Here is a 21424-nt window from a genome sequence, read left to right on the forward strand (position 1 = left end):
TACCATTCCTACCGTCATTTTCCTTGAACTGAGCACGCTGGTCTCACTCTGAATCCTGCATCTTGAGGTAGCTTGGGTATATTATTCCGTTAGCATTTATAGCAATCAATGGAATTGTAATAAGGATAATACATCTGGCTTGATCCTCATTAGCAACCAGTAGCTATGCATTGGGTTCTTTCTGGCTAGCAGGCTCAAAGGGTGCGTTAAGCGACAAGAGATTTCATCAGCTTGGCGAGATATTGAATCTTGATATTGGATAATTGACGATAGTCAAAGTAAGGGCACACTATCACCCTATGCTCTGTATTAATCGCAAACTCGTTATCGAGCCATTGCATCGGGCAGTTAAGTTTACCTTCCTTGATTAACTGCTTGGCATAGGTTCTTCCCATAATGATATGGATGGTGGCATGTGGTTGGTGCTGAAGGTCTCTTTGTGCCGACAGTATTGGCGGGCTAAACATTAGCGAGGTGTGGCTATCGGATTGCAGAAGGTAATGGTCGCGATAAGCCTGCCAGGTGGAGGCTGACTTGGCATACGGGAAGTAGGTGGTATCCAGTTCGAAGATGAGCTTGGCATACACGTTGAAAACCTTGCGCCAGCCATTGCCACAAGCTTGGCCGATGGCATGGATCTCGCCGGCTCCGGCAGTTGTTAGCTGATCCAGTGATTGGTAGTTCAACATGTTTGGATGATTTTCTATATAAGCTGCGATAGCAAATTGCGGGCAGCCTAATCCGACAGATTCTGGCATTTAGGGTGTTCTATAAAACAGTGTGTTTTTTACAGAAGGCTAACTCTGCGCTGACATTTCGGTAGATGATAAACGTATGCTGGGGAGAAATAAATTTATAATTACAGTGAATATATGAAACACCTAACTCCATGCTTTCTTGCGCTTTGTGTAGCATTACTTCCTTCAGCAGCTTTGGCCAAAAAGCACCATCATAAACATCACCATAAGCATCATCACAAACACCGCAAACACTGCCATCATGGTGGGCATCATCACCATGGTCACCATCGTGATGTTATCGTCGTCAACGAACACCACCACTCGTACCATGAGTCCCGACTGCCGGAAATTGCGACTTTTGCTGTGATCGCCGGGGTTTCATACGCCATCATTAACAATACGTTCTACAAGAAATTCGGCCATGAGTATCGTTCGGTTGAGCCGCCCGCATATCGATAAAGCCCTATACAGGAAATGGCGAGAAATGCTGTTGCCTGCCTTGGTATTTTTATCCGCTTGAGATTATAAATACAATTTTCAAATTTGAGCTTCGAATCACAAACAGCATTTTATGCTGCTATTGAAGCGCGACAAAAGTGATAAAAAAGGATAATAAATATAAAAATATCAATAACTTAATTTCATCACTAGAAGACTTGACTGCTTTTTTGCATCTCCATCTTTCTAGCTTGGTGCTATGAACTGGTTATTTTGTTGTATGTGGTTATATGTTTTGTATTTGTTGCCTTTTGCGAAATTTAAATTGATAGCTATTGGCAATGCCAGATTTTTGTTTAATCCTAAATGTAATTTAATTGTTAACAGTGTTGGGGGCCTGTTGTGATGCGCCATAGGGTGCTGCAAGGCTTCGACCAGTGATTTTGAACAACCACACTGAGCATGGCGCTGGACTGGACTTTGGATAAGGTTCTGGACAGGAGCTGGAAACAGGAACTCAGAAACAGGGATTAGGAGCAAACCGATGCACACTTCGTTAGAGCGTACACTTCAGCTGACTCAACTAAGCGGACAGGCTGTTAACGATCTTTCGCCTTCATTTGATTTCTTGCCGCAAACCGATCACGCTGATGGTCAATACCGCCTACGACGCTATTCGGTGGTAAAGCTAAAGCAGGGTAACGTTGAGCATCTGGCTGCGCGGCATTTTGTTCAGTCCGGGGATATCAATACGTTTCAGGGGAATGTCAGCCGTAGCTTCGAGACACTGGAAGAATCTATTCTGCGTAGTGATGGTTTGCGTGAAATGTGCGAAGTCTTCAAGCAAGCCAATGCCCTGGATGACGAGCAGGAAATTGAAATCCATCAGATCCGTATTTCAGCGATTGAGGAAGAAACCCTTGTGGCACCTGAAGGGGTTCATCAGGACGGCTTTGATCACCTGGCCGTGATTGGGATTGGTCGCCATAATATCGAAGGTGGAGAGTTTCTGGTGTACAGGGAGCAACATGAGCTGCCATTTTTGAGTATGGCACTGAAGCAGGGTGAGGTTGCCATCCTGGCCGATAGTCAGCTCTGGCACAATGCGCGTCCGATTAAGGCAGTTAAGAAAGATGAGCAGGGATTCCTGGATCTATTTGTTCTGACCGCAAAGGAGCCAACGCATGTCGTTCACGCCTGAAGCCATTCGCCGGAGTTTTCCGGCCTTGAACCAAACCGTTGAAAACCAGCCGGTGTTCTTTTTTGACGGCCCGGGTGGATCGCAGGTGCCCTCGACGGTACTAGACGCAATGACTGACTACCTGGGACGCTTCAACTCGAATTTGGGCGGCGCGTTTTTCTCCAGTGCCGAAACAGTTTCTGTAGTTGAAAAAGCACGGGCATCAGCGCAGGCATTGCTGGGCGCTCCTTCTGCAAGCAACATTGTCTTCGGGGCCAATATGACCTCGTTGACTTTTCAGCTCAGCCGGGCAATTAGCCGGGACTGGCAGGAAGGCGATGAAATCATCGTTACGGCATTGGATCATTACTCGAATGTATCTAGCTGGCAGCAGGCAGCCGAAGACAAAGGGGCTATTGTTCATCAGGTAAAGGTGAATGAGGCAGATTGTACCCTTGATATTGATCACCTCCTGTCATTGCTTAATGCTAAAACGCGTCTGGTCGCAGTGACTTACGCTTCGAACACCACCGGATCGCTGGTGGATGTAAAACGTATTGTTGAGGCGGCACATCAGGTTGGGGCACAGGTTTATGTCGATGCGGTTCATTATGCGCCACATGCTTTGGTGGATGTCCAGTCGTTAGGTTGTGACTTCCTGGCTTGCTCGGCCTATAAGTTTTTCGGCCCACATGTGGGCATTGCCTATATCGCCCCGCAATGGTTACAGACACTTCGTCCTTACAAGGTCGAACCTGCGACTGATGAGGGACCCGGACGGTTTGAAACCGGGACCCAGAGCTTTGAAGCGTTGGCTGGTTTAGTGGCTGCCGTTGATTATCTGGCTCAGTGGGGAGATGTGGGAGCAAGTCTGCGCCAGCGTTTGCAACAAAGTTATGCGTTATATCAGCAGTACGAAGTATCCCTAAGTGAGCACTTCTTGCAGCGTCTATCGCAGTACAGCAATATCACGTTATACGGTATTAATGATCAACAGCGACTTAGAGAGCGAACACCAACATTTGCTATTCGCATTGACGGCGTGACACCGGGTGATGTTGCCGTTCATCTGGGTAAGCAACATATGTGCGTCTGGAACGGGCACTTTTATGCGCTTGGGTTGTGTAAGCAACTTGGAATTCTGGATGATGGTGGTGTAATTCGCATCGGATTGATGCATTACAATACCGAGGAAGAAATTGACCAGCTATTTACGGCTCTAGAGCCATTTTTGCAGCGTCAGTAGAAAGCGAAATACTAACAACGTCATACCAACTGCGTTTGCCCCTCTGTCACAGGCTTGGAACTAAGGTTGGTGTTGAAGCACTAAACAACGTTATGACCCTCTGGCCCGTGATGCATGCATCCGGGCTTTTTTCTCTCTTTTTTTCAGCCCTTCTTATTTCCCTGCCAGTATTCGTTAACAATTATTCTCTTCTATCTATTGTTTTCAAAAATAGCCAAAACAGCAAGTTAAAACAGAGGGTTAAAACAACTGCGAAATATTATGTCGTCAGAAGAAAATGCAGCCTATCACTTAGCCCCGAGCTTTTACATTTTGTGAAGTGGAAAGTTAGCGTCTACCCTTAGGTTGAGTTTTAGAGTTATTGCTCTAGAATTGTCACCCCTGATAAGTACCAAGGCTTAATGGAAAAAATAATGAGAATAAAGCCTATTGTGGCGATGACGTGTTGCGCCGCTTTGTTGACGATGCCTTTTGGTCGTGTTTTTGCCGGTAGTTATGTATCAGTACCGATGACTGACAGTGTTGCCCGGGCCGACCAGCAGGCGGTGAGCTTTACCGACGCCTGGCAAGCTGTGGTTACCACTAATGATGGTCTGGCTGCTGAAAGGGCGAATGTCGATCGTGCCAGACATCTCCAGGATGCGGCGAGCGATTTGTATTTTCCCCAAATTTCAGCGACAGCTAAATATACTCGACTGGATAAGCCTGTTGAGGTTAAGCCATCGGACTTAATTGAGAGTATGTCCGATGAGGCTGGCGGGATTGTCGCTGCCCTGGGGCAACAGTTTCACATCAATCCTGCGATGCTGGATCAGCTGTTTACCTCACAGCTCACAGAGCGCGATGTCTTTACCTCTTCTATTCGGGCTGTCTGGCCAATTTTCACCGGCGGCCGGATTACTGCTGCGCAGGATATTGCCAGAGGCCGAACGGAAGAAGCCCGTTATTTGCTGGCCATGAAGCAGCAGGCCAAGTTTGAAGATCTGGCCAAGTTTTATTTTGGTGTCGCCATGACCCAACATGTGCTGCAGACCCGTATTGATGTTGAGCAGGGACTGAAAAAGCATTTTGAGCACGCCTTAAAGCTTGAGCAGCAAGGCCAAATTGCCAAGGTAGAACGGCTGCAGGCAGAAGCGTCTTACGACAAGGCGCGGGTTGAGCGCCAAAAAGCAGCCCGGGATATGGAAATTGCACAGGTAGCACTTACCAAGTTGCTGAAACTGGATGTGCCTGCTACTCCGTCGACGCCTTTATTTACCAATACATCATTGCCACCAATGAGCGCATTCATCGACAAGACACTTGATGCGTACCCAGGGTTGAAGATGCTGGATGCCAAGAAGAAGCAGGCTAGCGGCCTGATTGATGCCGAGAAAGGCAAGTATTACCCGGAAGTGTATCTTTACGGTAATTACAGCCTGCATGAAGATGACACCCTGGCGGCAAAGACGGCGCCGGACTGGGCTGTCGGTGTCGGGGTGAATATTCCTCTTATGGATAATTCCGGCCGTTCAGGAAAGGTCAAGGCCGCTCACAGCGCGGTAACCCAGGTCAATTATCTGCGAGCACAGGCGGAGCGGGATTTGTCTGTATTGGTAGAGAAAACCTACCGCGAGGCCCTGCAGGCACTGGAAGAGTACAACGGCCTGTCATCCAGCCTTCAGCTTGCCCGCGAAAACGTACGATTGCGCGAGAAGGCTTTTAGTCAGGGGCTGTCGACGTCCCTGGATGTGGTTGACGCCGAGCTCTATCAGGCCAGCGTCCGTACGCAGCGTTCTGCGGCGGCGTTTCAGTATGTGATTTCATTGTCACGCCTTCTGGCCGTCAGCGGCGAGATCAGTAGTTTTTACCAGTATCAGCAATATCAAGGTGTAGAGGTTCAGTCATGAGTAAGTTTAAGGCTTTGGCGGCAGTCGTTCCGGCAGCGGCATTGGTAGGCTGGATTGGCTATACCTTCTGGGAGGCTTATCAGCCACAGCCGGAGCGTATGCAGGGGCAGATTGAGGCGCAGCAGTACAATGTGTCGTCAAAGGTGCCTGGCCGTATCGAACAAGTTCTGGTTCGCAAGGGAGATAAAGTTGAACGTGGCGATCTGATTTTTACCCTCCTGAGTCCGGAGCTTGATGCCAAGCTTGAGCAGGCCAAGGCCGGTCAGGAAGCTGCCGGTGCGATGGCGGCCCAAGCCGAGAAAGGGGCCCGAAGCCAGGAAATTGCCGCTGCCCGGGATCAGTGGCAGAAGGCCAAGGCGGCGTCGGCGCTGATGGGCAAAACTTATCAGCGGGTCGATAACCTGTATAAAGACGGCGTGGTTGCCGAGCAAAAACGCGATGAAGCCTATACGCAGTGGCAGGCGGCGCGCTATACCGAGCGGGCTGCCTATCAAATGTTTGAAATGGCCAAAGAAGGGGCACGTGACGAAACCAAACGTGCGGCGATCGAGAAAGCCCGGATGGCGGCCGGTGCCGTGGCCGAAGTAGAAGCCTATGCCGCGGATACGCAAATCGAGAGTTGGCATGATGGTGAAGTGACCCAGATTTTGTTGCACGAGGGCGAGCTTGCGCCGCAGGGCTTTCCTGTTGTTAGCGTTGTCGATATGAACGATGCCTGGGCTGTTTTTCATGTTCGCGAAGACAAGCTTAAAAAGTATAACCAGGGTGCCGAGTTCAAGGTGAGGATCCCGGCGCTTGGCGAGCTGAAGTACAGCTTCAAGGTCAGCCATGTTGCTGTGATGGGAGATTTTGCTACCTGGCGCACGACTGATCCGGCGCAGGGCTTTGATATGCGAACTTTCGAGGTGGAAGCGCGTCCGACTCAGCCGATTGACGGATTGCGTGTGGGCATGAGCGTCATTGTTGAGTGAGCACCATGATGTTTACTTCACAATTATGCCGCGAGTGGCGGTTGCTGAAAGCTGACGGTTGGCTCAGGGCAATGAGTTTGTGGCTTCCCGTGCTGCTTTTTGTCACCCTCTGGGCTATTTTCTCGGCAGGTATAGCAAGGGATCTGCCGGTTGGGGTGGTCGATCTCGACCATAGCCGACTCTCCCGCCAAGTGGTACGTCACTATGATGCCAGTCCGGCTATCGCCGTATCTCGGCATTTCATGACTGTCGAGCAGGGGAGTACCGCGCTTAGGGCGGGTGAAATATATGCCTTGGTGATTATTCCCTATGAACTGGAAAAGAAAACATTGCTGGGGCAGGCACCCGATATTACGACCTTTTATAACAGCCAGTTTATTCTGATCGCCAAGCTGGTGAACTCGGCTATCGTTCAGGCCCAGGGGACACTGAATGCCCAGGTGGATACGTTACGTAATATGGCGGGTGGCGAAGCGGTTCCGGTCAGGGCGCTGGGACAGGCCGTACCAATTCGTTCGCAGGTGACACCGCTGTACAACAGTAACAACCACTACGGCCATTTTTTAGTGTCCGCGACAATTCCGGCCCTGTGGCAGGTGATGATAGTCGTGACAACAATATTGGCCCTTGCTGCTGAGTGCCGCCAGCAGGGTATCAAGTCGTGGTTGCAACCAGCACCTGCTTGCAACCTGTTCGCCAAATTACTTCCCTATACCTTCTTGTTCTGGCTGCATGGAATATTGTTCCTCTGGGCGCTGTATGTGTTGCTTGGCTGGCCAATGCACGGTAGCTGGAGCATTCTCCTGCTGGCACAACTGCTTATGGTGATTGCCTGCCAGGGCGTAGCGGCATTGTTCTTTCTGTTACCGCTTGATGCCACCAAGGCCATGAGCCTGGCTGCAGGCTTTACTGCTCCGGCTTTTGCGTTTGTCGGGGTGACTTTTCCGGCCACGGACATGCCCATGTTTGCTCAGGTCTGGCGGGCAATGCTGCCTGTGACTCACTATCTCGAAGTTCAGGTACATCAGGTCAACCATGGCCAGAATATTATCGAGGCGCTACCTGCTCTCGGGGCATTGTCGGTCTTTGCCCTGGCGCTTGTCGTTGCACTGTTGAGGGTGAGGGGATTGGCTAATCAAGGCAATGACAGAGACAGTCTGAAAGGAGTGACATCATGAGCTGGCGAGCCTTGTGTAAGTTTGAGCTAAACGCCATTTTTACCAACCCGTCGATCCTCTTTACGGTATTTGGCGGCGTGCTGATTTACTCTTTTTTGTACCCGTTGCCATATTCTCAGCAGCTTCCGCGTGAGCAACAGGTTGTTGTGGTCAACTTGGACAACAGTCAGGTTAGCCGTGAGCTGGAGCGTATGGTGGATGCGACACCGCAGATACAGCTTGCAGCGCGTGCCCAAGGTATTGAACAGGCCAAAGACATGCTCAATGCCGGTACGGTAGAGGGGCTGTTAGTGATCCCAGAGCACTTTTCGCGTGATCTGTTGCTCGGCAAGAGTCCGACTCTGGCCTATGCCGGTGATGCGGCCTACTTCCTCGTTTACGGCTCGGTTGTTGAAGGGCTGGCAACGGCGGGGGGAACGCTGGGTGCCAAGGCCAAAGTATCGAGGATGGTGATGTCGGGAGAGAATATTGCGCTGGCTTCAGAGCAGTATTCGCCAATCAAGCTATCTATGCAGCCGGTGTTTAACCCGACGATGGGTTATATCAATTATGTCGTTCCGGCTGTTTTTGTCCTGATCCTGCACCAGACACTACTTATTGCGGTAGCTCTGCTGGGCGGCGGCCAAAATGAGTATGCCAGACAGGGAAAGAACGGTTACTGGCGGCAGTATCCGGTCTTGAAGGTGGCACTGGTTAGAGCCTGCCTGTTTGTGCTGATTTATCTGCCGCTGGTTATGTACTATTTTGGTTTTAGTTTTTCTTTCTATCAGATCAACCAGTTGGCGACGATCCCGGATTTGCTGGCCGTCACGGTGCCATTTTTGCTGGCGGTGATTTTCATGGGGATGATCATCGGACAGCTGATCCCAAGGCGGGAACTGGCGACAGTGGTGGTATTGCTTAGCTCGATACCACTGATCTTTTCGGCAGGATTCATCTGGCCGGTGTCAGCGATCCCGGCCCCTATTACTGCATTGGTTCAACTGGTACCGGCCACACCGGCAATACATGCTTTCTTGAGGTTGAATCAGATGGGGGCAGACTTTGAGCAGATCGTTCATTTGTGGGGCCAGCTGTGGCTGCTGGTGGCGGCTTACGGCGGAATTGCCCTGTTGTTGATGCATCGTAATCGCGGCACACAATAAACTTGATTAAAAAAGGGAAGTTAGACTTCCCTTTTTTCTTAACAACTTATTGCTTTATATCTGCGCTAGGCTCGACATAAGCTTTGGTTCCCCAAAGTGGAACCGTAGAAAGGCTATGCTTGAAACTTCCGTCAGTTTCTTTGGTTGTGTAAGACAAGTAGAGCAGGGTTTGGTTATCAGCATCATAGATGCGTCTTACCTTCATCGATTTGAAAAAGATGCTTTTCGACTTTTTAAATACCACTTCGCCTGATTTGCTCTTGTCGATGTTAGCGATCATCTCCGGTGTAATTTCGCCTGTCTGGCGGCAAGAAATCGAACTGTCACTCGGATCGGCCAGGCTAAAATCGGCTTCGATAGAGGCAATGTGACACGTCACACCAGTAACCTCATCGTCTTTCAGATTTTCAATTTTGATGTCTTTCATGGTGAAAACACCAAGGCTAACATCACCAACCTCATTGTCAGAGCAGCCTGCTAACAAGGTTGTTGCTGCAAGTAAACCTGCAATTAACGGCATTTTTTTCATTCTTCTTCTCCATGCGAAGTATTTGGGCCGGGGGTCAGTGCTGCCGGATATTAGCCAATGATACCAATTTCATCAGATTTACCAATGAAAACACCCAACTATCTCGATGTTCGGTTCCCTATCTGCCACAGTTTTTCGGCATGTGAGCCGATAAGCCAGAAAGTCAGGGCCAGAATGGCAAAGAATACCGTCTTATGGAAAGACTCCCAGAAGTACTCGAAATAGCGGGTGTAGAGGTTGAGCAGCAAGAAGGTGATACCAAAGCTGCGGCATAAGGTGTTGTCTGATTTTATACCCAGGTAGAGAATAGCGAGACAGCTGCCACCGGCAATGAACGACCAATGCAGTAGCTCAATTTGCTTGACCTTGCTCCAACTGGCGACATCTTCGTAGTTACCGAAAATAGAGAGCAGCCATAACGCTGTCAGGAAATAGAGCAAACCGATAAACAGGGTGGGCTCCTGTAAATGGTGATATCGCTCTTGTCTGCCTGTGAGTAAGCTCAGGGCGATCACGAACAGTCCGACAAAGACAAACCGCAGCGGCAGGTTCATACCCAGGAAGTAGCCGCTTGAGCCCGCCAGATAACTGGTTTGTGAAAGCACCCAGGCCCCGAAGCCGAATAGTGCAAAAAGCCAGATCAGTACCGATGACAAGCGAATGCCCAGTACGGCATAGATACCAGTCAGTACCAAGAGCATAATAGCGTCATGGGTGGTATCGAAGAGTGCCGTTTCGCTGAGAAAGCCGATGGAGACCGCCGTCATCAATACGCCAAAGAAGAAGGTTGCCTCATTGCTGATATTCTTCTGCGGGTGCTTTTTGCGACGCTGTACGCCTGAGCGATAAAAGAGCACGGCAATGCCGCCGCTGATAACCGAAAGGATGCTGGCCGGGGTGTCGATAATCGTTGCCAGTAGCTCCATGAGGTAGTCATCGGCCAACAAGACGCCAATGGAAATGATGAAGCAGGTGATGGCTATCCAGAATGAGTAAACAGCTAATAGTTTCCAGTCAAAGCCAACCACTTGATAGCTGCCTCGAAGCTGTCTGGCTTGTTCGTCAGAAATCAGTTGCTCCTGCTCCCAGTGGGTGATGGCTGAGTTGAGCACTTTTGCTTTTTGTTTGCTTACTTTCATACTTGGCTTGGCACTTTCCGTTAATCAAAAAGGCGCTAATTAGCGCCTTTTTTAATAATACCGTCCCGATTTACTGGGGAGGTTCCGATCCCGAGATGGCTTCCGGCATGAATGTCAGAATATGTTGCTCTGAGGTCAGAGTCAGAATGTTGTTTTCTAGCGCGATGCTGTTCCACTTCTGTAGCGACTTGGTCATGATGGACTCTACCGTCGCCTGATCATCCTGAATGCACGCCATTTTGGTCGACCCCATGGCTGTGATTCGGAGTTTGCTCTCTTCTGTTACTTCGACCTGGCCAAAAAAGCGGTTACAACCACTGAATCCGGCAACTTTCCAGTCCGTACCAATTGCCATGCCGGGAGGGGTTCTCGGTTCCGATATATTGACATCTTTGCCATCAATTTTTGTCAGAACCCAGTTATCTTTCAGGTTGTCTTTTGAGAAACCCGTCTGTACTGCTTGCTCACAGCCAACCAGGAAAAAAGCGCTCAGTATCCCTGCCTTCAGCAACTTTTTCATAAAAATTACCTCATTACCACGATAATGGCCCCGTTTGCTAATAATAGTATACCCATTTGACTGGGGTAACTCGTTTCGGGGAATAAAGAAATAGTTAGATATTTCCTCGGCCGAAATAGTTCACTTCACCATCGCGATAATGAAAATCTTCTTTGTTTTTTGTCTTGTAAGCCTGAAGGGCCTCTTGTGCCTGACAGTAACTTTCGTTTTTGCTGTATGCTTCGCGGGTGGTATCGATAGCCCGTTCGGCAGCACGACGGATATCTGGGGCGATTTGATTGTTGCTGAAAATAGCGTGCTGCTCGATAAGCAGTTTACCGACGCTTTCCCTGCAGATTTCCTCGTTCTCGGGCAGAGCGTGAGTAACTTGCGCCTGAGTAAAGCCTGATAGCGCGAGAAGAAGAGGAATAGTACAGCGAAAATTTGGCATCAGACATTTCTTTCAGTGGATAGGAGTCGGTGATTATATGTGCTTAGTATAAATACTCAACTTTCAACTACAAAAGAACGAATAGATGACTTAAATATCATACAGATATGGAATGGGTGTCATACCTCGCGCAAAGGGAGTTTTGTCAGGCACTCTCGGCACAGGCAGTCTGGCGACTCTATTCCCGAAGTGTCTCTCTTGGCCAGCTCGAAACACCAGCAGGATGATTTGCCGGCACTGATATCACAGTAGGCTGGTTTACCGCACGAGCTGCAGGTATGCGTTGAACGTTTGCCTTTTATTTCATCTATGGTCTTGGTTTGTTTTTCATCATTCATCAGGCGCCATCCGGTAATTTCTGTCATGGTGCGAAAGCAACCGCTACAGATCCCTTCGTGGTTCTTACATTTTGCGACACAGGGTGTTTTCACGCGTTATGCTCTGTACTGCTCGTTTCGGGAGCAGTACAGTAACACCAAGCCCGCGAGACAATCTAGCGTTTTCGCCAGATGGTCATTTCTGACAGGCTATGCTGGAACTTTCTCTTAGTTTCGCGGATCACGAAGGGGATCTCCTTGACTGCAATAAGCTCGAAATGGGGGATGAGAGTTTCGGTCAGCCCGTCGAGCGTCGTGAAGTTCTCGCCATGCACTTTGATGCCACCCAACCAGTTTGCCTTCGTCGTGTACTCTTCCAGCCAGGTATAGGGAGAGGCTATCACCAGATAACCGCCTTCATTGATCCGCTGGTGGATGGTTGTCAGAAAGGCCTTGGGATCGCCGAGCCGGTCTATAAGGTTTGAGGCATAGACGAGGTCATAACCGCTGAACTGCGGCTTGAGGTTGCAGGCATCACCCTGGACAAAATTCACTTTTTTGACCTCTTCACTGTAATTTAATTGGGCCAATGTAGTGCTCTTGAACTCTACCAAGTCTCCTTCTGTGCGAATGGTATAGCGTTTCTCGCCCTGCTCGCTCAGGTTATAGGCCTGCTGGATGAAGCGGGCAGAGAAATCAATACCGTCGACATGATCGAATGTCTTAGCGAGCTCAAAAGAGGCGCGTCCAACAGAGCAGCCGATGTCTAATGCCTTGGCCGTGTGGCTAAGCTGAATTTCGCTCAGGCACTGCCTGACGCCGTTGACGCAGAAATTAGGTACCGAGAAGTACTCGTCACCGTAGTGAAATTCCAGGTATTGGGAGATAAGCTCATTCGTTTCATAGACATTCAACGAGGTCATACTGGCCGGATCCTGGTTCGATTCGACGTAGCGGAACCCGGCGTGCTGGTAGAAGTGCCTGCGGAATGCATAGCGTGAAGAGCTGATTGACTCGTTTCCGGTTGAAATCCAAGAGCCGCCTTTGATCAAGTTGTGCTTGCCGTCAAAGGTCGGGGTCGAAAAGTCATCATACAGCGGGTGAACTTGAAATCCCTGGAAGCCGTCGATGCTGGTTTCCGTCCACTGCCAGGCATTGCCTAAAATATCGCAAAACCCCTCATGGTCAAATCGGTCTACCGGACAAGAGGACGCGAAGTAGGCCAATTCGATATTGCCGGGGGCTTCATGCCAGGTCGGTGAATCCTCTTCGATGTTACTGCGCAGCAGATACCATTCTGCTTCTGTCAGCAGCCGGATGTTGGCCTGAAGCTGTTCAGCCTTCCAGTTACAAAATGCTTTGGCTTCCAGCTGGTTAACTTCCACTGGCCAGTTCAGTGGCAACGGAACTTCTTCGGTTAGGTTGCGCTGCAGCCATCGGTCGCCCTGCTTGCGCCAGAAGCGTGGCATGGTGGCCTGGGTATACGAAAGCCATGCCTTTCCCTCGTCGTTCCAGTAACGCTGTTTGCGGTAGCCATCATCATTAACAAAAGCCATAAACTCCTGATTGGATACCAGGTATTTGGATGCCTTAAAATCATCGACCTTGAATGTCTGCTGGCCGTATTCGTTGTCCCAGCCGTAGGTATTGTCGTTATCATGCTTTCCTAGTGTAATCGTGTTGCCGCCGACAGAGAGCAGCTGATTGGAAGGCGCTGTACCTGTGTCCCGGCAGGCTGGCCAGTTGTGGTGTGGTGTCACATCACAAAGTGGTAGCTGGCGAATGATAACGGATGAGGTTTCAAGGTGGATGCGCTCATGTTCGATTCCCATCAGGATCACCCAGGCGGGATCGTTCTGGGCTATCGGCAGGCCGATCGGCATCTCGTCGATAACTGCGTTTACCTGTTGGCAGACTTGGCTTCGGTAGGCTCTGACTTCACTGACAGAGGGCCAGTCGTAATGGTTTTCATCGAGATCATCCCATGACATTTCGTCGACACCGATGGCAAACATCGACTCAAAGTGTTTGTTTACACGATGATCAATGTACTTACCGAGCTTTAGTTTGTTGATGTAAAAGACGGCAGTGTGGCCGAAGTAGAAGATCAGAGGGTGGCGCAGCGGCTCAGGCTTGCTGAAGTAGGCACTGTCGTTATTGATCACTTCGAAGAGAGATTCGTACAAAGCCCATGTTTGATTGAACGCTTGTTTTAGTTCCTGACGCTTTGAGTTTTCGTCGTCACCAGACAGTAACAGGGTACGCGTGGCTGTAGTCAGTTTGTTATCCATTTAGCATTTCCCTTCTTAAACAGTATCTTTAAACGTAGTCAGTGAGGAAATGGTTCACCAAAACATCGATAAGATTTTTGCCATACTGGTTAGAGGCGTTATTGCGGATAACTTCACGAGGACATAGGGTTATATGAGAAAGTGGACAGTGCCAACTTGGATATTAGTGGCCACAGGGTTGCTGCTTAATGTGATATCTGCTCTTATGACCAATTTTTTTATTGATGATATAACCCGTCAGACCAATGAAATCATTCAAAGACAGCAAAATAATGAAGAGCTTATAAGCCTTACTTGGCAGCAAGTTGAAACCGTTGAAAGAAAAAGAGAGTTTGTTTTGCAGTTATTATCAGCTAGTCAACTTCATAAGCAACCTGTTGCTAAAGAAGTCACGGATCAAGTAATAAGTGAACTGAACTATTGGCTGGATAAAAAAATAGAACGTTTGGTGCTTGAAGATATTCCGGCACTGATGATTGCAATAGATGGCATTCAACATAACCAGAGGGAAAAAATCAATCAATTATATTTGGAAAATTTAGAGTTGCTTGAAATACATGATGATAAAATGAAATCAATATCACGACTACGAAATTTGGCTTTATTTCTGCAAGTTATAGGGCTGGCGTTGGTATTGGCGCGAGATTTGAATCGGCGTGAATATTAGAAGTGTGAAAGTTAAAGGCCCTGATGTAGGGTCAGGGCCTTTGGTATAGTGACTACTTGTTAGTAGAGTGGAAAGCAAAGCGTGATGATTCACGGCCGCTTTCAGTTTTCGCTTTGTATTTGATAGAGCGAGAATTTTCCAGAGTTAGTGGAATGAAAACCCGACCTTTATCGTCTGTTGTATAAGACTTTTTCTGCTGTGGAACATTCGCGACTGACACTGAAGCATTCGCTGCAGGTTGTCCGTTTTCCGTAACTGTAACCCATGCGCCATTGTGAGTATCAGCAACGCGGATATCTGCAAATGCTGAAGTTGACATTGCGATTACAGCTGTAACAGTTAGTACTTTCAAGCTAGACATAATCTTCACCTCATTAGTCTGTGGCATCAGCCTTTTGTTATATGTGCATAGTGTCCACATTCAAAATATAAGACCTGCCACCAACAACTATATTTCAATAAAATTCTAAAAAGTTATTTTTATTTTTATTACAGTAGGTTACGGCTTAAATTTTTAGTCTGATTGAAGCTGTGCTGTAAAATAAGTCACAACTTGCAGTTCGATAAAGCAAACTACCTCTTTATTGCTTATCAGTTTTAGTATAGCCCTAACAAAAAAAATCACATTGGAATTTTGAATAGCAGAGTGTTCAACACTTTGTTTCTTTGAATGTAATTTGTTATAGACATTTGTTATATATGATCTGTGTATTCCTGGTGTTTTATTAATGATAAAAAATGTATTTATATCAATATCTTTTTTGCGAGTTATAAATAGGATGCTTTCTGCTGTTATTTTATAAATTAAATTTAGTACTGTTTGTTAAATTGCCCATATTATAAGTCTATGTTGCTGCTTTACTGCTATATTCTGTTAATGTTCTGTTTATATATAGCTCAAGGGTTTGGACGCTTATTCATGCTTGCAGTAATAATGCTAAGGAAATTGTAGTCTTTTCTTATCGAGTCAGGTTTCAATATGGACTCACCCTAGAGGGTATTTTTCTGAGTGGTTTTTTGGGGACACAATATAACAATTCTTTGCATGTTTACTGGATGACAGCAATGGTCAGATTTTTGTGCAAGCTGGAATGGAAGTGAGTACATGGCCAAGGCGCAAGCATGTGGCACAGTTTGGGATGGCAATTCATGACGACGGGTAGGGGATAGGCAGAGGATCAAGCCTCTGCCATTGCTTTGATCTCATAATATTCAAGATCCTCAGTGATCATATTGACTCTGGCCGCGTCACTTTTTGTCATAACATGTTCCATACCAATTTTTTGCATGATTTTGCCCGGAGACGGATCCCGGCTTAGGTGTTGACCATAAATTATGTCTAGCTCCAGGCGTTTAAATCCAAATTCAGTCACCCGTTTCGCAGCTTCCGTGCAATACCCTTGGCCCCAATAAGGCACACCGATCCAGTAACCTAGCTGGGCTTTCCCGCTATCGATGTTGTGTAATCCGACGCACCCTACAAGCTGATAGTTTGATTTTAACGTTATGGCATAAATGGCTGATAGCTGACTTTGCCATCCGGCGAGTACTTTGCCGATCCACTGACCCGCAAAACCATCGGAGTAGGGGTGCGGGATGTTAATTGCCCCGTTTGCAACAAGCTCATCACCAGCAAGCTTTTGTACCTTGGTTGCATCAGAAAGCTGGAAAGGTCTGAGTATGAGCCTTTCTGTTGTTAATAGAGGTTGGTGTCTCATCGTTCCGTCCTAACGCAAAGTACAGCATGTTAAAATGGAATTATTAAATCGTGTTCATACACTATATGCAATCGATTAGATCAAAGAATGGAATCTATGCCAAGACATTGAAATTATGATTACGCATGAGAGGGTAACCGGGAGTATTGACATACTGATGTCATGAAGAGGTGGCAGTAACGAGGGGACTAACAGGTGCACTGAATGCTTCGGCTTTTATAACAGCAGACGAGGCAGGTATCATGACTGCAGATAACTGCCGTAGGTACTGCCTGGGCCTAGGGAGGCTTGATTCATTTCGAAGACTTAGTTAATGCTTTTTCCATTCTAACTTGCCGTATTCGGCGATATTGGACAGTGCTCTTTTAATGTCTTTTTCCAGCAACAGTTTGATGAGCCACCCTGTCCCCCGAATACGAGGGGAAAACTTGATCCGGTAATGGATTAGGCTTTGGTTGGCATTGATACTTTGAAAACGGATCCAGCCACCGTGCTCATCGACAGGACCGCCTTCGATGATCTTGTAGTGGAGGTGTTCATTTTCTTTGTAGTCGATGATTTGCTCCCGAAAGGTGAACGGCCCGGCAATCACTTTCCTGATGGCACCAATTCCGTTGATTTCAGGCTTTCCATGCTTAACGAGTGAATACTTGGCGTCAAAGAAGCGTCCAAGGTTTTCATGGTCAGAAAGTAACTGAAAGAGCACTTTCTTGGGCACATCAGCAGTTTGCTCTAAAGTGATGGTGTGTATACCCATGTTTTTGACCTCTTGTCAAGATGTAATATCGATGTTAACAAAAAGTATCTTTGTGTCAATGCTTATTGGATCGATCAATTAAACGGTCTTGACGATGAAAAAGCCACTGGCAGGCTTGGTATTCAATATGCGGCAGTATGATAATTAACAGCTTGATATTTAATTAGTTAGGACGGTATTGAAGCGAGTCTGTTAAAGAAAAAAGACAACAGTCACAAAAATAGTGCACGATAATAGTTGCAAAACAACTCATTGGCTCTTATATTGGAAAAGTTGATATGAATTAGATGGTGAAATTTTACTGAAGACTATGGAAAGCCTTAATCCGTTAAATAAGGTCGCTTCTGGAATCACACCTACATGATATCACGCAGTTCTTTAACTCCCTGAGCTTTTTATTGAATCTAGCTATAGCTAGCTTTTCTATTTTAAAAAGTTGATTTGCCAGGGTGTAGTGAAGCTAAATGCTAACCTAACTGTCATAAGGATGTAATGTATCGTTGGGTATAGTAAAGCTGATTAGATGAGTAAGACGGTATTAAATAAGAGAGATATCAACCTTACTCGTTTTTGGAAAAAATGAGAGGTAAATTATGACTAATAGAAACCGCAGACAATGGTTCTATCATCAATCGCAAACAACAAATGTAAAAGGAAAGTCGAAGTAATCGTTTGAGTGCATTAGCACTAATGCTTTGATTCTTAACACCTTTGTTTTAAAGCGCGCCAGAAGCACAAGAAGTTGTAAGCGTGTTTCTGGCAATATCCCCCCTATAAAGTTTTATTTCCTAGCTTTTATTTCGATTTAGCTGAAATATAGTTCGTTGCTTTATTAAAGCAATCGTTTGCTATTTGCAGGGGATGACAGTGCGTTGATTCTATATAGCAAATCGATGTAAGAAATCAAAACTCGCTACTGATAGATTTTCCCTTCAACGGTTATATCATCAGGTATTTCGCTAAGTTGAACACCACCGAGATAAATATCACCTTTCACAACCAGGAACTTTGGCAGGGCTGTAATTGCCGAGTTGGCAAGATAAAGATCTCCACCAACGTAAAGGTATGGAGGAAGCTGTTCTATTTTTGTGCCCATCAAACTTAGATCCCCTCTTACCTGAAGACCTGTATTTAGATATGTGACCTGAGAATGGGCAAGATTAATATAACCAAATACCACTAACTGCCTTGGTAGTTGTTTGACGGCACTATACGCGAGATTCAGATTTCCTTTTACTTTCAGTTTCCGCGGCAGTTGCTCTATGTCGCTGTATTCAAGGTTTAGATTACCATTGACTGTCATGGGATCTGGCAAGGTCAGCTTTTTTGCTTTTCGCAGAGATACATTACCGTAACTGTCTGTGTAGTTTAGAAGCTTTAGCTCGGAGACATACTGATTGGCCTGTGACTGGCCAGAAAAGAGTACCGCGAAAAAGACAATGGCAATCGTGGCTATCCAAGCCTGACAAGGGGAAGTTACTAACGTCTGAATTCGTGCGTTTGCCATCGAGAGCCGCCTGCTATTTCTTATTAGCGAATTATGCCTTGCTCGAACAGATAGTCAATTCTAGGCATTGGATTCAAACCACAGTTTTCCTAAAGACATCCTGCAATATAACTGCTCCTTCAATGCTGTATGAAACTTGAAGTAACAATAATTAACCTCAAGAAACAGTCGGCATTCAGCAATAGTTCAGAAATAAAACATTGTTTTCTATTTTAAGGTTGGGTTCAGTAAAGCGGTGTAGATTAGGCATCAACAAAACGAAGGGCCATGAGAAAAAGTTTCGCCCTTGCATAAAGACATTTAGGAGTATTACTGATGAAAAAATTAGCCGTTATCTCAACCATTACTTTGGCTTCTGTTGTGGCAATGCCGGCTTTCGCTGCCGACACTGACTGGTTCGTAGGTGCGGGTGTTGGTTATCAGGAAGATAATATCAAAGGCGAATCTGCCCAAAACGGTGAAGATGCGACTTATCAGCTACGTGGTGGTGCTATCATAAATGATCATCACCGTGTGATGGGTACTTACAGTTATATGGATAAGTCGTCACAGAATATGTTCCTGGCATCTTATGATTACCTGGTTCCTGTTGCCCAGCAGATTAACTTATTTGCGGGTGTATCGGCAGGTGTTGCGGACAGCAAGATTGCCGGTGAAAGCTCGTCGGATTTTGTTTGGGGTGGACAATTGGGTGCGATGTACGAAATCAATGATAACTGGTCAACTGACCTGACTTATCGCTACCTTGATCAGGACTACAGCGAGAACAACACCAAGATTGATTACTCTCAACAAGTTGTCCTTTCTGTCGATTACAAGTTCTAATTTCTTGTACAGATGATTAAAGCAGCAAGAGGGGAGTAATACCCCTTTTGTTGTTTTTGCGTATACAGAATCACGCGGCTCCCTGCCTGGCAGAAATAAGACCATATTCCGCAACAATTGCCTATTTCATGCGCAATCAAATCTAGATCACAAAAAAAAGCCGCTTTTGGGTTGTTAATGTGATCTGTATCTCTATATACTCCGCTTCCGGCCAGAACCATCGAGTTCAGCCACCTTAGTTACAAGCTGTCACCATGGATATGTGAACGACCCACGGAGTTGGACCGGCGTTATTTTAGCTTGTTATCAAGGTGACTTGTATGTTGTATATATGGGCGGACACACCATTTTCTGAACATTCTTGTTCAGAACCCTCCTATTTTGCTTTCTCCCTGAAAGCAGTGGCTCCTCTATTGCAGCAGGCAGTAACACCTTCATATTTCGGCATCCCATTTATTAGAAGCAACAGGACGAAATAATGCAGTTGTTAATTAGTTTGGCCGGTATTTTTGTGCTGGTAGTATGCGCTTGGGCGTTATCTGAAAACCGTAAGGCAATCAACTGGCGTACCGTCGGTGGAGCGTTGTTTTTACAGGCAAGTTTTGCCGCTTTGGTATTGTATGTACCGGTAGGGCAAATGATGTTGGGAGCCATGAGCAGTGGCATCGCCAGCGTATTGGGCTTTGCCGATGAAGGAATTAAATTCCTGTTTGGTGACCTAGCTACTTCCGGTTTTATATTTGCAGTCCGTGTCCTTCCTCTCGTTATTTTCATCAGTGCTCTGATTTCCCTTCTTTATTATCTTGGTGCCATGCAATGGGTCATTAAAGTGATCGGTGGTGGTATTCAAAAGGCGCTGGGTACAAGCCGTGCAGAGTCTCTGGTTGCAACGGGTAATATTTTTCTTTCTCAGGGTGAATCACCGTTACTGGTTAAGCCTTTCCTTCCAAAAATGTCACGTTCTGAGCTATTTGCCGTGATGACCGGTGGTATGGCATCTGTCGCAGGTAGTGTTTTAGGCGGATATGCTGGGTTGGGTGTCGATCTGAAATACTTGATTGCAGCTAGTTTTATGGCGGCTCCGGGTAGTTTGCTGATGGCTAAGATTCTTGTTCCGGAGCAGGGCAAGGCACTGGAGCAAGCTGACATTGAAATGGCTAAAAGCGATCACAGCAACGCGATCGATGCACTGGCAGCTGGTGCGATGAACGGTATGAAGGTCGCAGTGGCTATCGGTACGATGCTGATTGCTTTTGTGAGTGTTATCGCCATGGCCAATGCCGGTCTTGAGATGGTGGGTGAATGGGTCGGTGTCCAGAACCTGACGATGCAGGCCATCCTGGGTTATATCTTCTCGCCGCTGGCATTCATCATTGGTGTACCTGCGAGCGAAATGCTTCAGGCTGGTGCATTCATTGGCCAGAAGATGATCCTGAATGAATTTGTTGCTTTCCTTGATTTCGTTAATGTTAAAGAAACGCTGTCTTCTCAGAGCCAGGTCATCATTACCTTTGCCCTGTGTGGTTTTGCAAACATCGGTTCGATTGCCATTCAGATTGGCTCTATCGGTGTAATGGCGCCAGAGCGTCGCGGGGATGTAGCGAGCCTGGGCTTTAAGGCTGTGCTTGCTGCTACACTGGCAAACCTGATGAGTGCGGCGCTGGCTGGAATTTTTGTTAGCCTGTAACAAATCATTTTCTTGGAAAACCGCCATACAGATGGCGGTTTTTTTATATCTTGGAAAAATATAATACAATGTTTTATTGTGGTGTCATTGACAGAGATATATAATAGGCAGGTTATTTCAATGCGGTTTATACCCAAGCTACCTCAAGATGCAGGGTTCAGAGTGAGACCAGCGAGCTCAGTTCAAGGAAAATGACGGTAGGAATGGCTTTTCCCTTTCAACGTTATTTGACACAGAAATGTGTTTGCTG

At 46.9% G+C, this 21424-nt stretch carries 21 protein-coding genes; 10 read left to right on the top strand and 11 right to left on the bottom strand.

From position 1 onward, the window contains the following. Window positions 1-206 precede the first annotated feature (206 nt). A complete protein-coding gene (locus tag BIT28_RS24845) occupies window positions 207-758 on the bottom strand; it encodes a DUF6942 family protein (RefSeq protein WP_075767652.1) in 552 nt (183 codons plus the stop codon). Between the two features lie 114 nt (window positions 759-872). On the opposite strand from BIT28_RS24845, the gene BIT28_RS24850 reads away from it, so the two are divergent. From BIT28_RS24850 to BIT28_RS24880, 7 genes are all read left to right on the top strand, one after another. Next, a complete protein-coding gene (locus BIT28_RS24850) occupies window positions 873-1199 on the top strand; it encodes a hypothetical protein (RefSeq protein ID WP_075767653.1) in 327 nt (108 codons plus the stop codon). Window positions 1200-1722: 523 nt separating this feature from the next. Further along, window positions 1723-2379, top strand: a complete 657-nt coding sequence (locus BIT28_RS24855) for a 2OG-Fe dioxygenase family protein (protein ID WP_075767654.1) — start codon at window positions 1723-1725, stop codon at window positions 2377-2379. Further along, a complete protein-coding gene (locus BIT28_RS24860) occupies window positions 2363-3604 on the top strand; it encodes a cysteine desulfurase-like protein (RefSeq protein WP_075767655.1) in 1242 nt (413 codons plus the stop codon). Before BIT28_RS24855 ends, BIT28_RS24860 begins: the two co-directional genes overlap by 17 nt. Before the next feature lie 413 nt (window positions 3605-4017). Continuing rightward, window positions 4018-5493 carry a TolC family protein gene (locus tag BIT28_RS24865; protein ID WP_083652144.1) on the top strand — a complete coding sequence of 492 codons (1476 nt, stop codon included), beginning with the start codon at window positions 4018-4020 and terminating at the stop codon, window positions 5491-5493. After that, window positions 5490-6464, top strand: coding sequence for an HlyD family secretion protein (locus tag BIT28_RS24870; protein ID WP_075767656.1), 975 nt, complete (start codon window positions 5490-5492; stop codon window positions 6462-6464). Before BIT28_RS24865 ends, BIT28_RS24870 begins: the two co-directional genes overlap by 4 nt. Window positions 6465-6469: 5 nt before the next feature. Then, window positions 6470-7642 (top strand): ABC transporter permease, encoded by a 1173-nt coding sequence (locus BIT28_RS24875; RefSeq protein WP_075767657.1) that lies wholly within the window; start codon window positions 6470-6472, stop codon window positions 7640-7642. Next, window positions 7639-8787 carry an ABC transporter permease gene (locus tag BIT28_RS24880; RefSeq protein ID WP_075767658.1) on the top strand — a complete coding sequence of 383 codons (1149 nt, stop codon included), beginning with the start codon at window positions 7639-7641 and terminating at the stop codon, window positions 8785-8787. The genes BIT28_RS24875 and BIT28_RS24880 overlap by 4 nt, the downstream gene beginning before the upstream one ends. Window positions 8788-8833: 46 nt before the next feature. Here the strand turns inward: BIT28_RS24880 and BIT28_RS24885 are convergent, their stop codons facing one another. From BIT28_RS24885 to ovoA, 6 genes are all read right to left on the bottom strand, one after another. Beyond that, window positions 8834-9316, bottom strand: coding sequence for a CreA family protein (locus BIT28_RS24885; RefSeq protein WP_075767659.1), 483 nt, complete (start codon window positions 9314-9316; stop codon window positions 8834-8836). A 98-nt stretch (window positions 9317-9414) separates the two neighbouring features. Beyond that, on the bottom strand, window positions 9415-10455 hold the full coding sequence (locus BIT28_RS24890) for a hypothetical protein (protein ID WP_075767660.1): 1041 nt from the start codon (window positions 10453-10455) through the stop codon (window positions 9415-9417). 70 nt (window positions 10456-10525) lie between these two features. Further along, on the bottom strand, window positions 10526-10975 hold the full coding sequence (locus tag BIT28_RS24895; RefSeq protein ID WP_075767661.1) for an META domain-containing protein: 450 nt from the start codon (window positions 10973-10975) through the stop codon (window positions 10526-10528). Window positions 10976-11069: 94 nt separating this feature from the next. Continuing rightward, the gene (locus BIT28_RS24900; RefSeq protein WP_075767662.1) at window positions 11070-11405 is read right to left on the bottom strand and encodes a hypothetical protein; all 336 of its coding nucleotides are present in this window, start codon (window positions 11403-11405) and stop codon (window positions 11070-11072) included. Window positions 11406-11524: 119 nt separating this feature from the next. Continuing rightward, entirely contained in the window at window positions 11525-11836 is a 312-nt protein-coding gene (locus BIT28_RS24905; protein WP_075767663.1) for a cysteine-rich CWC family protein, read from the bottom strand. A 62-nt stretch (window positions 11837-11898) separates the two neighbouring features. Beyond that, window positions 11899-14013 (bottom strand): 5-histidylcysteine sulfoxide synthase, encoded by a 2115-nt coding sequence (gene ovoA, locus BIT28_RS24910; protein ID WP_075767664.1) that lies wholly within the window; start codon window positions 14011-14013, stop codon window positions 11899-11901. Between the two features lie 133 nt (window positions 14014-14146). Here ovoA and BIT28_RS24915 point away from each other — a divergent pair, with 133 nt between their 5' ends. Further along, on the top strand, window positions 14147-14680 hold the full coding sequence (locus BIT28_RS24915) for a hypothetical protein (RefSeq protein WP_075767665.1): 534 nt from the start codon (window positions 14147-14149) through the stop codon (window positions 14678-14680). Window positions 14681-14732: 52 nt separating this feature from the next. Here BIT28_RS24915 and BIT28_RS24920 read toward each other — a convergent pair whose 3' ends face one another. From BIT28_RS24920 to BIT28_RS24935, 4 genes are all read right to left on the bottom strand, one after another. Continuing rightward, a complete protein-coding gene (locus BIT28_RS24920) occupies window positions 14733-15041 on the bottom strand; it encodes a hypothetical protein (protein ID WP_075767666.1) in 309 nt (102 codons plus the stop codon). A gap of 817 nt (window positions 15042-15858) precedes the next feature. After that, window positions 15859-16398 carry a GNAT family N-acetyltransferase gene (locus BIT28_RS24925; protein ID WP_075767667.1) on the bottom strand — a complete coding sequence of 180 codons (540 nt, stop codon included), beginning with the start codon at window positions 16396-16398 and terminating at the stop codon, window positions 15859-15861. Window positions 16399-16708: 310 nt separating this feature from the next. Continuing rightward, on the bottom strand, window positions 16709-17155 hold the full coding sequence (locus BIT28_RS24930; RefSeq protein WP_075767668.1) for an SRPBCC family protein: 447 nt from the start codon (window positions 17153-17155) through the stop codon (window positions 16709-16711). Window positions 17156-18068: 913 nt separating this feature from the next. After that, complete coding sequence (locus tag BIT28_RS24935) at window positions 18069-18662, bottom strand: hypothetical protein (RefSeq protein WP_075767669.1); 594 nt, start codon at window positions 18660-18662, stop codon at window positions 18069-18071. A 315-nt stretch (window positions 18663-18977) separates the two neighbouring features. Here BIT28_RS24935 and BIT28_RS24940 point away from each other — a divergent pair, with 315 nt between their 5' ends. Continuing rightward, window positions 18978-19487: a porin family protein gene (locus tag BIT28_RS24940; RefSeq protein WP_075767670.1), complete on the top strand. Its 510-nt coding sequence runs from the start codon at window positions 18978-18980 to the stop codon at window positions 19485-19487. Window positions 19488-19965: 478 nt separating this feature from the next. Continuing rightward, on the top strand, window positions 19966-21174 hold the full coding sequence (locus tag BIT28_RS24950) for a NupC/NupG family nucleoside CNT transporter (protein ID WP_075767672.1): 1209 nt from the start codon (window positions 19966-19968) through the stop codon (window positions 21172-21174). The last annotated feature ends 250 nt before the right edge of the window (window positions 21175-21424 follow it).

Source organism: Photobacterium proteolyticum (assembly GCF_001939735.1).
In the GTDB taxonomy this organism is placed as follows: Bacteria; Pseudomonadota; Gammaproteobacteria; order Enterobacterales; family Vibrionaceae; genus Photobacterium; species Photobacterium proteolyticum.

Bases quoted from the DNA above. Each gene is read 5' to 3' on its own strand.
- BIT28_RS24845 (WP_075767652.1), bottom strand. From the start codon at position 758: ATGCCAGAATCTGTCGGATTAGGCTGCCCGCAATTTGCTATCGCAGCT.
- BIT28_RS24850 (WP_075767653.1), top strand. From the start codon at position 873: ATGAAACACCTAACTCCATGCTTTCTTGCGCTTTGTGTAGCATTACTT.
- BIT28_RS24855 (WP_075767654.1), top strand. From the start codon at position 1,723: ATGCACACTTCGTTAGAGCGTACACTTCAGCTGACTCAACTAAGCGGA.
- BIT28_RS24860 (WP_075767655.1), top strand. From the start codon at position 2,363: ATGTCGTTCACGCCTGAAGCCATTCGCCGGAGTTTTCCGGCCTTGAAC.
- BIT28_RS24865 (WP_083652144.1), top strand. From the start codon at position 4,018: ATGAGAATAAAGCCTATTGTGGCGATGACGTGTTGCGCCGCTTTGTTG.
- BIT28_RS24870 (WP_075767656.1), top strand. From the start codon at position 5,490: ATGAGTAAGTTTAAGGCTTTGGCGGCAGTCGTTCCGGCAGCGGCATTG.
- BIT28_RS24875 (WP_075767657.1), top strand. From the start codon at position 6,470: ATGATGTTTACTTCACAATTATGCCGCGAGTGGCGGTTGCTGAAAGCT.
- BIT28_RS24880 (WP_075767658.1), top strand. From the start codon at position 7,639: ATGAGCTGGCGAGCCTTGTGTAAGTTTGAGCTAAACGCCATTTTTACC.
- BIT28_RS24885 (WP_075767659.1), bottom strand. From the start codon at position 9,316: ATGAAAAAAATGCCGTTAATTGCAGGTTTACTTGCAGCAACAACCTTG.
- BIT28_RS24890 (WP_075767660.1), bottom strand. From the start codon at position 10,455: ATGAAAGTAAGCAAACAAAAAGCAAAAGTGCTCAACTCAGCCATCACC.
- BIT28_RS24895 (WP_075767661.1), bottom strand. From the start codon at position 10,975: ATGAAAAAGTTGCTGAAGGCAGGGATACTGAGCGCTTTTTTCCTGGTT.
- BIT28_RS24900 (WP_075767662.1), bottom strand. From the start codon at position 11,405: ATGCCAAATTTTCGCTGTACTATTCCTCTTCTTCTCGCGCTATCAGGC.
- ovoA (WP_075767664.1), bottom strand. From the start codon at position 14,013: ATGGATAACAAACTGACTACAGCCACGCGTACCCTGTTACTGTCTGGT.
- BIT28_RS24915 (WP_075767665.1), top strand. From the start codon at position 14,147: ATGAGAAAGTGGACAGTGCCAACTTGGATATTAGTGGCCACAGGGTTG.
- BIT28_RS24920 (WP_075767666.1), bottom strand. From the start codon at position 15,041: ATGTCTAGCTTGAAAGTACTAACTGTTACAGCTGTAATCGCAATGTCA.
- BIT28_RS24925 (WP_075767667.1), bottom strand. From the start codon at position 16,398: ATGAGACACCAACCTCTATTAACAACAGAAAGGCTCATACTCAGACCT.
- BIT28_RS24930 (WP_075767668.1), bottom strand. From the start codon at position 17,155: ATGGGTATACACACCATCACTTTAGAGCAAACTGCTGATGTGCCCAAG.
- BIT28_RS24935 (WP_075767669.1), bottom strand. From the start codon at position 18,662: ATGGCAAACGCACGAATTCAGACGTTAGTAACTTCCCCTTGTCAGGCT.
- BIT28_RS24940 (WP_075767670.1), top strand. From the start codon at position 18,978: ATGAAAAAATTAGCCGTTATCTCAACCATTACTTTGGCTTCTGTTGTG.
- BIT28_RS24950 (WP_075767672.1), top strand. From the start codon at position 19,966: ATGCAGTTGTTAATTAGTTTGGCCGGTATTTTTGTGCTGGTAGTATGC.